General features: G+C 60.2%; 10 protein-coding genes and 1 tRNA gene. 5 read left to right on the top strand and 6 right to left on the bottom strand.

What is annotated here, in order from left to right; all coding sequences use genetic code 11:
• The first annotated feature begins 6 nt into the window (after positions 1–6).
• Positions 7–102 (top strand) — tRNA-Sec (locus M5G26_RS06620).
• Positions 103–258: 156 nt separating this feature from the next.
• Here M5G26_RS06620 and M5G26_RS06615 read toward each other — a convergent pair.
• From M5G26_RS06615 to M5G26_RS06595, 5 genes are all read right to left on the bottom strand, one after another.
• On the bottom strand, positions 259–615 hold the full coding sequence (locus M5G26_RS06615) for a DUF6124 family protein (protein WP_273914779.1): 357 nt from the start codon (positions 613–615) through the stop codon (positions 259–261).
• Between the two features lie 618 nt (positions 616–1,233).
• Complete coding sequence (locus tag M5G26_RS06610) at positions 1,234–1,593, bottom strand: DUF6124 family protein (RefSeq protein ID WP_273914778.1); 360 nt, start codon at positions 1,591–1,593, stop codon at positions 1,234–1,236.
• Positions 1,594–2,172: 579 nt separating this feature from the next.
• On the bottom strand, positions 2,173–3,468 hold the full coding sequence (locus M5G26_RS06605) for an OprD family porin (protein ID WP_273914777.1): 1,296 nt from the start codon (positions 3,466–3,468) through the stop codon (positions 2,173–2,175).
• A 348-nt stretch (positions 3,469–3,816) separates the two neighbouring features.
• Positions 3,817–5,520: an amidase gene (locus tag M5G26_RS06600; RefSeq protein WP_273914776.1), complete on the bottom strand. Its 1,704-nt coding sequence runs from the start codon at positions 5,518–5,520 to the stop codon at positions 3,817–3,819.
• A 371-nt stretch (positions 5,521–5,891) separates the two neighbouring features.
• Positions 5,892–7,274 (bottom strand): aspartate aminotransferase family protein, encoded by a 1,383-nt coding sequence (locus M5G26_RS06595; RefSeq protein ID WP_273914775.1) that lies wholly within the window; start codon positions 7,272–7,274, stop codon positions 5,892–5,894.
• A 157-nt stretch (positions 7,275–7,431) separates the two neighbouring features.
• Between M5G26_RS06595 and M5G26_RS06590 the strand changes: the two genes are divergently transcribed.
• Positions 7,432–8,037, top strand: coding sequence for a TetR/AcrR family transcriptional regulator (locus M5G26_RS06590; protein WP_038361583.1), 606 nt, complete (start codon positions 7,432–7,434; stop codon positions 8,035–8,037).
• Between the two features lie 9 nt (positions 8,038–8,046).
• On the opposite strand, the gene M5G26_RS06585 is transcribed toward M5G26_RS06590, so the two are convergent.
• Positions 8,047–9,324, bottom strand: a complete 1,278-nt coding sequence (locus tag M5G26_RS06585) for an OmpP1/FadL family transporter (protein WP_273914774.1) — start codon at positions 9,322–9,324, stop codon at positions 8,047–8,049.
• 132 nt (positions 9,325–9,456) lie between these two features.
• On the opposite strand from M5G26_RS06585, the gene M5G26_RS06580 reads away from it, so the two are divergent.
• The 3 genes from M5G26_RS06580 to aspT all read left to right on the top strand — a co-directional run bounded on the left by M5G26_RS06580 (position 9,457) and on the right by aspT (position 13,998).
• Complete coding sequence (locus M5G26_RS06580; protein ID WP_273914773.1) at positions 9,457–10,572, top strand: AI-2E family transporter; 1,116 nt, start codon at positions 9,457–9,459, stop codon at positions 10,570–10,572.
• Positions 10,573–10,668: 96 nt separating this feature from the next.
• Positions 10,669–12,282 (top strand): mechanosensitive ion channel family protein, encoded by a 1,614-nt coding sequence (locus M5G26_RS06575; protein ID WP_273914772.1) that lies wholly within the window; start codon positions 10,669–10,671, stop codon positions 12,280–12,282.
• A 24-nt stretch (positions 12,283–12,306) separates the two neighbouring features.
• A complete protein-coding gene (gene aspT / locus M5G26_RS06570) occupies positions 12,307–13,998 on the top strand; it encodes an aspartate-alanine antiporter (RefSeq protein WP_273914771.1) in 1,692 nt (563 codons plus the stop codon).
• Positions 13,999–14,006 lie beyond the last annotated feature (8 nt).

Genomic DNA, 14,006 nt, shown 5'->3' with positions numbered 1-14,006 from the left:
GTTCAAGGAAGGCAATCGCGCCCGGTGGCGCGGCCGGGCTTCAAACCCGGTTGGGGACGGCATCCGTTCCCGGGCAGGTTCGACTCCGGCTGCCTTCCGCCAGTTTTTCCTCCGGGCCTCCCCGATCCAGTGTTGATCGTTCCCACGCTCCGCGTGGGAATGCAGCCCGGGACGCTCTGCGTCCCATCCAGAGCCGAACGCGGAGCGTCCGTTGAGGCATTCCCACGCAGAGCGTGGGAACGATCTGTATCCCCGCTACTACGGCAACTCCAGATTATCCATCACCCGATTCACCGCCAGTTCGCCGAGCATGATCAACTGCGCGATACCCAACAGCGTCCTGCGCTGCGACGCGGGGATGAGGTGGGCGAAGTCATGAGCGATGGTTCTGGCGCAAGCGAGTGTTTCGCAGGCATCGGCAAGCAGTTCTTCGTTTTTGAAGTCGGCGGTAACGGCGTACATCCGGCGGGTTTTACGCGGTGGTGGGGTGGAGCCGGGTGGGCAGAGGTAGTGATCAAGCGCGCGTTCGGCGGCGTCGTTGAGCTTTTTTGAATCGAGGGATTCGTAGGGCGAGGCGAGATCGGTTTCGGGTGGGTTGGGTGTTGGTTTGATCATGGTGTAGCTCCTTGAGATATGGAGCCGTCATCCATCGCTGCTAAACGGATAGGGTGGCGGCTGTACGCGGGTTAGCAGACCAGGCTCAAGGATCCCGGCGCACCGAAGTGCCCCACGCAAAGCCGCCATAACGTATTGGCGAAACTCGCGTGCCTTGAAATTAGCCGAGCTGCTAAACCCGATCGCTGATTCGTCAGCGACCGCACCACAATAGAACCCGCCCCCAAGGCGCACAAGCCGGCGGATTCTGGCGTAGCTGTAGGCAATGGCGCAAGAATTTGTAGCCTTGAAGGCGTGTCTGGAGTTGTCTTTTAAACACTGAAGTTTAAAAGACGAAAAGTCGGGCAAAGGTCTGGGGGCAAACGGGGTTTGTCCCTGATATCTGATAACGCGTTCCGCCAGTTTGCCAAAAGCCAAAGATCGCAGCCTTCGGCAGATCCGACACCGATCTATGTAGGAGCTGCCGAAGGCTGCGATCTTTTGATCTTGCCGGTGTTGATCGTTCCCACGCTCTGCGTGGGAATGTAGCCCGGAACGCTCTGCGTCCCATCCAGAGCCGAACGCGAAGCGTCCGTTGAGGCATTCCCACCCAGAGCGTGGGAACGATCTGTACCCGAACTAATTCGGCAATTCCAGATTATCCATCACCCTATTCACCGCCAGCTCCCCCAGCATGATCAGCTGCGCGATCCCCAAAAGCGTCCTGCGCTGTGACGCGGGTACGAGGTGGGCGAAGTCATGAGCGATGGTTCTGGCGGAGGCGAGTGTTTCGCTGGCGTCGGCCAGCAACTCCTCGTTTTTGAAATCTGCGTTAACGGCGTACATCCGGCGGGTTTTACGTGGTGGTGGGGTGGAGCCGGGTGGGCAGAGATAGTGATCGAGCGCGCGTTCAGCGGCGTCGTTGAGCTTTTTTGAATCTAAGGACTCGTAGGGGGAGGCGAGGTCGATTTCGGGCGGGTTGGGTGTTGGTTTGATCATGGGTAAAGCTCCTTGATTACTGAAGCCGCCACATTTCGCTGCGAAACGAAGAGAGGTGGCAGCTGTACGCAGGTTCGCAGACCGGGAATCAAGGTACCCGGCATACCCGAAGGTATCCCGCGCACAGCCGCCATGAAGCACCGTTGCATAAATCTTGATAGCAACGATTGGGTGCGCTGTGCGCCTTGATTGATCCGGGCTGCGAAACCCGATCGCTGATTTGTCAGCGACCGCACCACAATAGAACCCGCCCCCAAGGCGCACAAGCCGGCGGATTCTGGCGTAGCTGTAGGTAATGGCGCAAGAATTTGTAGCCTGAAAGGCGTGTCTGAAGGTGTCTTTTAAACGCCTGAGTTTAAAAGGCGATTTGCGCTGACTTCACTGGCCCCTTCGCGAGCAAGCTCGCTCCCACAGGTTCGGCGGTGTAAACACAGCCTGGTGATCGCCGCAGAAACCTGTAGGGGTGAGCCTGCTCGCGATAACGGTGTATCAGTCAGCATGAATGTTGCTGAAAAGACGCTATCGCGAGCAGGCTCACTCCTACAGGGGATAGCGTTTCAAATCGGGATGGGCGGTGGGTTAGAAACCCAACGGGTACTGGATCACCACATAGATGCGGTCAATGTCATCGCCGGCCTGCGCCTCATTAGCCCGGTGCGAGACATGCGACACCTGCACCGACAAATCCTTCGCCGCGCCCGATTGCACGACGTATTTCAAATCGATATCGCGCTCCCAGTGCTTGCCGCCGTCACCTTGCTGCGGCTGGTAACTGTCGCTTTGCGCGTCGAACGGATTGTAGGCACCGCCCTTGGGCGCGTGGGTGCCGTCGATGTGGCTGCCGCTGACGTAGCGGGTCATGAAGGTCAGGCCGGGGATGCCGACGGCGCCGAGGTCGAGGTCGTAGCGCGCCTGCCATGAGCGTTCGTTGGCGCCGTTGAAATCGGCGTATTTGATCGAGTTGGCGAGGTAGATCGAGTCGCCGCCGACGAAATCGAACGGCGTGTCGCCATTGATCCGTTGCCAGCCAAGCATCACCGCGTGCGGGCCCAAGGTGTATTTGCCGGAGAGGCTGAACGCGCTGTTGTCGATGGCGCCGGCCAGCGCTCTGCCGGTGTCGCGGGTGTGGTAGAGGTTGGCGTCGAGCAGCACGCCGGACTGCTTGAAGTGCAGATTGCCGTAGTACTGATGCCAGGTGTCTGTGAGTTCCGAGGCGTACAACGCGCCGCCGACGGGGCTGCCGGTGAACAGGTCGGCGCCGAGAAAACTGATGCCGCCGGCCTCGGTATTGGCGCCGTAACCGTAGAAGTCGCCTTTGCCGGATGAGCTGTCCTGATTCTTGAACGCTGTGAAATGCCCGGCGACCAGATTGAGGTGATCGAACTCGGCGCTGTTGAGCAGAAAACCGGTGGCGTACTCCGGTTGCAGGCGTTTGTCGGAGGTGTCGAATACCGGGGTTTCCACGGTCATTTCTCCGAAGGCGAGGGTGGTGCGCGACGCCTTAAATTTGAGCGCGCCGCCGGCACTGGAGTAGTCGGTTTCGCTGCGGCCATCGCTGTCGACTGGCAGCAAACCAGTGCCGGAATGGCCCTTGCCGCCGTCCAGTTTCAGTCCGGCGAATGCGTGAGCATCAATGCCGAATCCGACCGTGCCGGGTGTGAAACCGGATGAGAAGGTGCCGATAAAGCCTTGAGCCCATTCTTGTTTGTAGTTTTTTCCGGAGGGTGAGGGCGAGCGGTAATCGTTGCTCAGGTAAAAGTTGCGGCTGAGCACTTCGCTTTTGGCATCGTCGAAGAAACCGCTGGCGTGGGCGGTGGTGGTCAGACCGCAGAGCAGCGCGAGCAGGGTGAGGCGCGAAGGGGTGCTGTCGATCATGGTCAGTGGCCAGCGGCAATTAAGGTGGCCGGGATGATCGAGTGTTTGCAGGGCAGGGGATTGAGCGGATGTGCTGAATTATTGTGGCTGTCAGGTCATGAGGTTGGGAATGCGCTGACGCCATCGCTGGCAAGCCAGCTCCCACAGGGGCCTATGGTGTCCCCACCGATCTTGGCATCACACAAAAAACTGTGGCTCCCACAGGGGATTTGGGTTGAATGAGGATTTTGGGACTGGAGCTGAAACCTGTGGGAGCTGGCTTGCCAGCGATGGCGGTGTGTCAGTCAAGTTTATCCAAGCTGACACATCGCCATCGCGAGCAGGCTCACTCCTACAGTTTTAAGCGCGTTACGCCAGCGGCGGCGTACGTGGCGGGATCTGGCGTTTGCTGCCGGTCGATTCAAACGCGGCGGCCAGGCGCAGCAGGTTCGAGTCGTCGTAAGCGCGGCCGGCGAAGGTCAGGCCCACTGGCATGCCAATGTCGGCCATCACACCCATCGGCACGGTAACGGTCGGTACGCCGAGGTGGCGGATCGCGAGGTTGCCGTTGGCTACCCAGATGCCGTTGCTCCAAGCGATGTCGGCCGACTCCGGGTTGACGTCCGCATCCGCTGGTCCAACGTCGGCCACTGTCGGGAACAGCACGGCGTCGAGGCCCAACTGATCCATCCAGTCTTCGAGGTCGATGCGTCGGGTCTGCTCCAGGCCACGCAGGCCGTCGGGCACGGTGGAAATTTCATTCCACGGCGTGATTCCGCGCTCGGCCATGCGCACGTATTCGTCCATGCCGGCGACCAGATCGCCCTCACGGTTAGGCAGAGTGCCCGGTTCGTGCGGGAAGATTTTCGGCCCGTCGACGTCGACCAGACGATTGAGTTTCGGGTCGCCGTTGGCTTGCAGGAAGTCGTCGAACGCCCATGCTGTCAGGTCCCACAGCTCATGGTGAAGGAACTCTTTGGAGACCAGGCCCCGGGTGAACACGGTCGGCGCGCCGGGGCGGTCGCCTTCGCAGTTGGAGACCAGCGGAAAGTCGGTTTCGATGACTTCGGCACCGGCGGCTTCGAGGGCCTGACGCGCCTGCTTCCACAAGTCGATCACGGACGCGCGGGTGTTGATGCGCTGGCCGGTCGGGCCACCGATGCCCGGCGCTTCGCTGGTACCGGCTTCAGGGTCGGCATTGATGAACATGCGCGGCACGGCGAAACGCTTGCCGGCCAGCGCTTTAGCGTCGGCAGCCAGGTCGGCGTATGCGGCGGGGCGCACCTCGGTGACGCTCGGGATCGGCACCCAAGGTTGCAGGCGCCAGAGGTCGCCACGGGTGTCCGGGTCTTCGGCGACGACGATGTCGAGGACTTCAAGCAGGTCAGCCATGGTCCGCGCGTAAGGCACGACCACGTCCATGGTCGGCGTCAACGGCCAGTTGCCACGCACCGAAATCACGCCGCGCGACGGGGTGTAAGCGCACAGGCCGTTGTTCGACGCCGGGCCACGCCCGCTCGACCAGGTTTCTTCAGCCAGACCGAATGCAGCGAAACTCGCAGCAGTGGCGGTGCCGGCACCGTTCGACGAGCCAGAGGCAAACGGCGCGGTCAGGTAATCGGCGTTGTAAGGACTTTCAGCGCGACCGTAGACGCCGCGTTGCATGCCGCCGTTGGCCATCGGCGGCATGTTGGTCTTGCCCAGGCAGATCGCCCCGGCCGCGCGCAGGCGTTCGATGGTAAAGGCGTCGCGATAAGCGACCAGATCAGCGAAAGCCGGGCTGCCGGACGCAGCGGTCAGGCCTTTGACCAGATAACTGTCTTTGGCGGTGTAGGGAATGCCGTCGAGCGGGCCGAGGGTTTTGCCTTCGGCACGACGGGCATCGGACGCCCGAGCTTCGTTCAATGCTTCAGGGTTGCGCACGACCACGGCGTTCAGCGCGGTGGGCGTGTCGGCGCCGTCGTAGGCATCGATGCGTGCGAGATAGGCTTGCACCAGTTCGACTGCGGTGGTCTTGCCCGATTCCAGCGCGGCGCGCAGTTGGGCAATGGAAACTTCGGTGACTTCGATCATGCGCTCACCGCTGTTTGAATTCGGGTGCTTTTCTTGGAATGGGTGTTCATATCGGTTCTCGTTGCACAGCTATAAGCGACAAGGTTAAGACTGGCGCCTATTTAACACCAAGCGGCGCATGGAGTAATCGGCGGGAACGATCTACCACCGATTTTCTACCTCAATGGCCCCCATCGCGAGCAGGCTCAATCCTACAGGGGGCTGCGGGGTATGCAGAATTCGTGTCCGCTGTAGATCCATGTGGGAGCTGGCTTGCCAGCGATGGGGCCAGCCCATTCGATAATGAAGTGTCTGAACTATCGCCATCGCTGGCAAGCCAGCTCCCACAGGGATTTGTTGCGTTCCCAGAAGACAGGTACGTCCTCAGACGATCACAGCACCCCGTACTCCCGCGCCGTCCGATCCACCGCAATCCGCGTCTTGTCGATCAACTCATCCAGCTCCGTGCGCGTGGCGACCAACGCCGGCGCCATGATCATCCGCCCCAGTGTCGAACGAATGATCAGCCCTTCTTCAAAGCCAATCGTGCGGCAACGCCAGGCAATATCGTTTTCATTGGCAAAGCGCTTGCGCGTGGCCTTGTCTTCAGCGAACTGCAGCGCCGCCACCAGGCCAACCCCCTGAATCTCACCCACCAACGGGTGATTGCCAAACACCTCGCGCAGGCAGTTTTGCAGGTACGGGCCGGTGTCGGTTTTCACCTGTGTGACCACGCCCTCATCACGCAAGGCCTTGAGGTTGGCAATCGCCACGGCCGCCGCCACCGGGTGCCCGGAATAAGTCAGGCCGTGGGCAAACACGCCGCCTTTCTCCACCAGCGCCTCGGCCATGCGCCGCGACAGAACCAAACCGCCCATAGGGATGTAACCCGAGGTCAGGCCTTTGGCGATCGACAGGGTGTCGGGTTCAAAACCGAATGCCTGATGGGCAAACCATTCACCGGTGCGACCGAAACCGCCAATCACTTCATCCGCACACAGCAGCACATCGTATTGGCGGCAGATACGCTGGATTTCCGGCCAATAAGTGGCCGGCGGAATGATCATTCCCCCCGCGCCCTGAAACGGTTCGGCGACGAACGCGGCGACCTTGTCGGCGCCCAGTTCGAGAATCTTGTCTTCCAGTTGTCGCGCCGCTTGCAGGCCGAATTCTTCCGGGCTGAGGTTGCCTTCGTGGGCGAACCAGTACGGTTCATCGATGTGCGCCACATCAGGAATGGTGCCGCCCATCTCGTGCATGAACTTCATCCCGCCCAGCGCCGTCGCGGCCAGAGTCGAGCCGTGGTAGCCGTTCCAGCGGCCGATCATGATTTTCTTCTCGGGTTTGCCCATCACTTGCCAGAACTTGCGCACGGTGCGGATCAGCACTTCGTTGGCTTCGGAACCGGAGTTGGTGTAGATCGCGTGGCTGTAGTGCTTGGGCAGCAGGCTGAACAGCAGTTCGGACAGCTCGATCACCGCCGGGTGAGTGGTGTGGAAGAACATGTTGTAGTAGGGCAGTTGTTCCAGCTGCGCAGTCGCAGCAGCGGCGAGATCCTTGCGCCCGTAACCAAGGTTGGTGCACCACAGACCGGACATGCCGTCCAGGTAACGATTGCCGTCGTTGTCCCACAGTGCCAAGCGATCGCCGCTGACCATCACCCGCGGGCCTTCCTCGTTGAGGGCTTTTTGATCGACGAACGCGTGGATGTGGTGAGCAGCGTCAGAGGCTTGGTAATCGCGGGTACTGCGGGTCGAATCGAATTCGGCGGACATGGCGGATCTCCAGAGCAAAGGGCAAGTGAGTGCGTTCGTCACAGCGCTGCACGGATAAAGTTTTGTCATCTAAAAATATTTTTGTAAAGAAAATATTTGTCGATGAAAAAAGATCTCCGTAGGCTGAGGGCCATTGGCAAGGAACATCAGAGGCAACATGAGCGGACTCAGAGAGCGGCAGAAGGAACAGCGCCGGCAGGTGATTGCCGAGGCGGCGCTCGAGTTGTTCAAGCGCAACGGCTTTGCGGCCACCACGCTGGACCAGATCGCCGTGCAGGCGGGCGTTTCCGCGCCAACGGTGGTGAATTATTTCGGCGGCAAGCAGGAGATTCTGCTGGCCTTGCTCAAGCAACCCGACGAGCAAGCCATGCGCGAGGCGCGGGCGAATCTGGACGAGGACAGCGATCCGCTGGAGGCGTTGTGCGAGTTCGAAGGGTTGATGACCGATTACCAGCTACAGGCGATGCCGGCTTCGTTGTGGCGCGAATTGGCGCCGTTTCTGCTGACCGGAGAATTGGCCGAGGCGATGAGTCCATGGAACGCGGCCGTGATCGAAGAAACCAAAGCGCTGCTCCTGCATTTCCAGCAAGCGGGAAAGGTGCGTGAATCGATCGATATCGACGTGGTTGCCACGCTGTTCAACCAATACGCGAACATGGCGTTCATTCGACTGGCAACCCAGGAAAATCCGGACCGCACCGCGCACGCCTTGCACATGCGCGGGGTTCTGAATCTGTTGTGTCACGGCATGCTTGCGCGCTGATCGGTTCGATCAAAACCGCCATGTCACGCCACCGCCAACAATGTGCAGCGCGCTATTGGGATAACTCCCCGACAGCGTCTGCCCATTGCGCTTGGTCTGCTGAACGTCCATGTCACCCAGCCAGACCAGCGTGTAATTGAGGTTGAGGTCGGTGTCTTCAGCCAGTTTGTAGCTCAGCCCGGTCGCCAGCCGCCAGGTCTCGTTCATCGGGTTGTCGACGGTGCGATCCTTGTCCTTCACAGCAGAACTGTCGTAGCCCACGCCCATGTTCCAGCGCAGTTTCGGGCTGATCTGGTTTTGCGCACCGATCGACAGGTGCCAGGTGTCCTGATACTTGCGAACCACCGAACGTGAAACGTCGCCGGCGGCGCTGTCCACCGACACGCCGATGTCGGCAAAATCGCTCCAGTCCTGCCAGTTCACCGAACTCAGCAGGGTCCACTGTTCGTTCAACTGATGGGCAATGCTCAGGGTCGCCGTCTGCGGAATGTTCATGTCGATTTCCAGCTCGTCGACATCCAGCCTCGACAGCGCGAAATTGAGCAGCGGATTGCGCACACCATGCACGGAAGGTGAGTCCTTGAACTCCAGTTTGACTTTGCTGGTGTAGGCCAGACCGACGGTGGTGCGCTCGTTCAACTGGTAGCGCAGGCCGAGGTTGATCCCGGTGCCGATGTCCGTGTCCTTGTACTGCAACTTGCCATCCTCCTGAAACGGCGTGCCGGGCAGGAAGGCGTTATTGTCGATGGCCATTTTTGTGTAGTAGTAGCCGTAGACCAGACGCGGGCCGATGCCCATCGAAAGATCGTCGGTGATCTTGTAAGCGAAAGTCGGCTGCATCGAAATGCCGATCAATGTCGATTCCTGGCTGAAGTAGCGCCCGGCCCAGTCATCGTCGTATTTCACGCTCAGACCGAAGTTGCCATACATGCCGAAGCCGATACTGGCGCGATCATTGAGCTCATGGCTGATAAAGAAACTGGTACCCGGGAGGATCGGCAGGGGATTGCCGCCCTCGTTGCCGGAGAAGTCATTGTCGCTGTCGCGATCAAAACCCAGACCGCCGAATATGGCCTGACCGGTCAGGCTGATTTGCGTGCCCTTGAGTGCAGCAATGCCGGCCGGGTTACTCATCAACACGCTCGGGTCAGTGGCCAGCGCCGCCGAGCCGGCATTGGCCAGCCCCGCGCCTTCCTGACCCGCTTCATATAGATCAATACCGCCCGCCAGTACCTGACCGCCAGTGCCTGCCAGCGCAAGAATGATCAGTGAGTGCGTCGACTTCATCGCGAATTCCTTATCAATGCAGATCAGCCTTCAGGTTTAGTCGCGAATTGGCGTGCGCACCAGTCGAGACGATGTACCGGATGTGAACTAGGCTCACAGCGGTTCATCGATGGCCCAATCAGGAGCGCCGACATGGAAGAAAAACCGCTGATCACCTTTCACAGTTCCAGAGCACTGCTGGACGTACTGATACGCGCGGGTCTGATCACCATTCTGGTGTTGTTCTGCTACGACATCTTTCATCCGTTTCTGAATGTCATGCTGTGGGCGCTGATCCTCGCGATCACCCTGTATCCACTCAATCAGAAGCTCGGCGCAAAGCTTGGCAACCGCTACGGTTGGGCGGCGATCTTGCTGGTGCTGCTGGGGTTGTTGATTCTGATGGTGCCGCTGAGCCTGCTCGGGGCTTCCGTTGCCGATTCGGTGAAAGTCGGCATGCACACGATGGAGGCAGGCCAGTTCGAGATCCCGCCACCACCGGCCAGCGTCGAGAACTGGCCGCTGATTGGCGCGCCGGTTTACGGCATCTGGCAACACGCCTCGCAAGACTTGAGCTGGGCGTTCAAGGAGCTGGCACCGCACCTGTCCAACTGGGGCAAAGTGTTATTGCATCAAGCCGCTGGCGTCGGTGCCGGGATCGTGGTGTTTGTGATTGCGCTGATCATCGCCGGTTTGGTCATGACCCACGGCGAGCGCGGGCATCGCACGGCAGTGGCCATCACCACACGCATTTCCGGTCCGGTGCGTGGCCCGCAAATCGCCGAACTGTGCACGGCAACCATCCGCGCCGTGGCGCAGGGCGTGGTCGGTATCGCCTTTATTCAGATGTTGCTGGTCGGGGTTGCGTTGGTGGTCATGGGTGTCCCTGCCGCCGGGATTATCGCGTTGATGGTGTTGCTGCTGGGCATCACGCAATTGCCGGTATTGCTGATCACGCTGCCCGTGGTGATTTACGTCTTCGCGCAGGACGGGGTCAGCGCCAGCACGATTATTTTTGCGGCGTGGATGGCGATTGCCGGGCTTTCCGACAATGTGCTCAAGCCGATGTTGCTGGGACGCGGCGTCGCGGTGCCGATGCCGGTGGTACTGATCGGTGCGCTCGGAGGCATGGTTACCAGCGGCATTATTGGTCTGTTCATCGGCCCGGTGATTCTGGCGGTCGGTTATGAGTTGTTCATCGGCTGGGTGTATCAACCGGCCGATGTCACCGAGCTTCTGGAGAGCCAGCGCAAAGAAAATCTGCCGTGACACTTATCGGTGCGCGGGAATCTGACAACCGTTCATCGCTCAACTACGCTGCCTTACGTATCCCTCTCTGACACTTGGGCGTAAGGAAACAGGCGCATGCGAAGCAGGCTGCTGGCGGTTTGGATAGTGGTGTTTGCGGCGCTCTGGTGTGGGCTCGGCTGGGCGGCTGATGAGGCAACAAAACCGGCCGACGAGGCGGTTGAGCTGAAGGTCGCCAACCGCAGCATCATGCTGTTTCGCGCCACCATCCTCGGCGAAGCGCCGGCCTCGCGGGTCAAACGGGCGAAAATGGTCATCAGTGAGGCGCTGGATGAAGGCGAGGACCTCAACGTCAGCATTGATCCGATCCAGAACAGCTATCTGGTGCTGATCGGTTCTAAACGCGCCTTCATCGTCGCGCCCAAGGACATCGACACGCTGGCCTATTCATCGGTGCAACAGGCTGCCGAGGGCGCGGCGGAAAAACTCCGCCAAGTGGTCAATGAAACCCGCGAAGCGCGCAGTCTCGACTTGATTCTGCGTTCGTTGGCACTGGCTGCGGTCGCCACGCTGATTTACCTCGCGCTGCTTTGGGGCCTGGCGTATTTGCGCCGCAAATTGCTGGCAAAACTTCCCGAACTGATGGATCGCCACACCCAAGCGCTGAAGGTCGGACGGGTGCAACTGATCGACTCGAATTTCCTCTATCCGCTGGTCAGCCGTCTGCTGTTGCTGCTGCGCTGGCTGCTGATTTTGCTGCTGACCTATGAATGGCTGGGCTTTGTCCTGTCGCGCTTTCCCTACACGCGTCCATGGGGCGAAAGCCTCAATAACTATCTGTTCGAGCTGGCCGGTTATCTGTTGCAAGGCATCGTCGATGCGATTCCCGGACTGGGCGTGGCCCTGGCGATTTTCTTTATCGCCCGTGGCGTCACTGCGTTCACCCGACGCATCCTGCGCCGCATGGCTACACCGGGGACATTCAGCTGGCTCAACCACGAAACCCTGCAACCGACCCAACGCCTGACGGCGCTGGCGGTCTGGTTGTTTGCTCTGGCGATGGCCTATCCGTATCTGCCCGGCGCCGGCACCGATGCCTTCAAGGGTTTGTCGGTGCTGATCGGCCTGATGATTTCCCTCGGCGCGACCAGCGTAGTGGGGCAGGCCGCCGCTGGGTTGATCCTCACCTACACGCGCACCTTACGCCCCGGCGAGTTCGTGAAAATCGGCGAGTACGAAGGCACGGTTACCGAACTGGGCATGTTCACTACGCGCATTCGTACCGGACTGGGGGAAGTGCTGACGCTGCCCAATTCGATGATCACTGGCACGGTCACCAAAAACTACTCGCGCACCGTGCAAGGCCCCGGTTATGTGGTGGATACGGTTGTGACCATTGGCTACGACACACCATGGCGTCAGGTCGAGGCGATGTTGCTGGAAGCGGCGAAGCGTACGCCTGGGATTCTCGAAGACCCGCCGGCGCAGGTGTTCCAGACCGCGTTGTCGGATTTCTACCCGGAATACCGGCTGGTCGCACAAGCGATCCCGAGCCAGCCGCGCCCGCGTGCGGTGCTGCTGAGCATGCTCCACGCCAATATCCAGGACGTGTTCAACGAATACGGCGTGCAGATCATGTCGCCGCACTATCTGGGCGATCCGCAGAGCGAAAAGTGGGTGCCGCGAGAAAAGTGGTACACCGCACCCGCGCAAGAACCGAAGGATCAGTGACCGCCGCTCAAAGGAGTTCGCCCCATGCTCGAATTCATCCTGCACGCCTTGCGCACCGACCCGGAAATCGCGGTGTTCCTGGCGATTGCCCTGGGCGTGTTTATCGGCCGGATTCACATCGGCAGCTTCCACCTCGGCTCGGTGGCCGGTGCACTGCTGATGGGTTTGCTGATCGGGCAGATCGGTCTGGAAGTGCCGGCGGGCCTGAAGTCAGTGTTTTTCGTGATGTTCATCTACGCCGTCGGGTTCAAGAGTGGCCCGGAGTTTTTCGGCAGCCTCAATCGCGGCACACTGAAACTGGTGCTGCTCTCGGTGGTGCTGTGCGCCACTGCGCTGGGGGCGATTCTATTGATGTACTCGGTGTTCGATTTCGACGCCGGGTTCACCGCAGGCCTAGGTGCCGGGGCGCTGACCGACACGGCGATCATGGGCACCGCGACCAGCGCGATCAATCAACTGACGATTGATTCCGCAGCCAAGGCGCAACTCAACAGCCACATGGCGATTGCTTACGCGATTACCTACTTGTTCGGCACCATCGGTTTGATTGTGTTTGTCGGCAGCATTGCGCCGAAACTGCTTGGGGTGAATCTGCGCGAATCGGCGCGTGAACTGGAGCTGGAACTGGGCATCGCCAAGGAAGAAGAGGCGATCACCGTGCCCTACACGCGCATCGTCGTGCGGGCTCACCAAGTGGCGAGCAATGGCCAGGCGGATGGCCAGCGCATCATCGATTTTGAAAAGCTGCATGACTCATTGACGGTCGAGCGTGTGGTGCGGGCCGGGCAAATCATCGAGCGCGATGAACTCTTCGTGCTGATGGCCGGCGATGTGGTGGGCGTGTATGCCTTGCGCGACGCAGTGGGCACGTTGAGTCACTGGGTCGGGCCGGAGATCGATCATCCCGAGTCCTTGTCATTCCCGACGCGCGAAGTGGATATTGTGCTGACCTCGGCGGAGTTTGCCGGCACAACCATTCATGAAGCGAAAACCCGATTGGCCAGCGATGGGCGCCTGGGGTGCTTCGTCAACACCATCTCCCGGCAGGGCTACGAACTGCCCTTGCTGCCGAACACGGTGTTACGCCGTGGCGACGTGCTGACATTGACCGGGCGCACGGCCAGTGTCGAAGCCATCGCCAAACGCCTGGGGCGGATCCGCAAGAACAACTACAAAAGTGACATCGCCATGCACACCCTGGGCATGGTACTGGGCTCACTGTTGGGACTGCTCTCGACCCATGTCGGCATGATCCCGGTGGAACTGGGCATCGGCGGCGGGGTGTTGGTCGCCGCGCTGGTGATTGGCTGGTACAACTCGCGCCACCCGGAAATCGGCGCGCTGCCGCCCGCGGCGCAATGGGCGTTTTCCGAGTTTGGCCTGACCGCGTTCGGCGCCGTGGTCGGCTTGCTCGCCGGGCCGGCGGCGTTTGCCGCAATGAAAGAGCAGGGGCTGGCATTGCTGCTGTCCGGCGCAGTGGTGACGATTTTGCCGCCACTGGTGGCGTTGTATTTCGGTCGCTATGTGCTGCGCTTGCACCCGATGATTCTGTTTGGCGCGTTGGCCGGTGCGCAGACGGAAGCGGCATCGATGAACAAGATCATCGAGCAGTCGGGGAGTAATACTCCAGTGATCGGTTTCACCGTGTGCTATGCGATTTCCAATGTGCTGCTGGCGGTGTGCGGGCCGATTATCATCTTCGTGGTTGCTGGCTAGAGCGGATT

Source organism: Pseudomonas sp. TNT2022 ID642, from assembly GCF_028656995.1.
GTDB lineage: Bacteria > Pseudomonadota > Gammaproteobacteria > Pseudomonadales > Pseudomonadaceae > Aquipseudomonas.
Note: the sequence above shows the minus strand (reverse complement) of the source record. Positions and strands in the feature narration are given on the sequence as shown.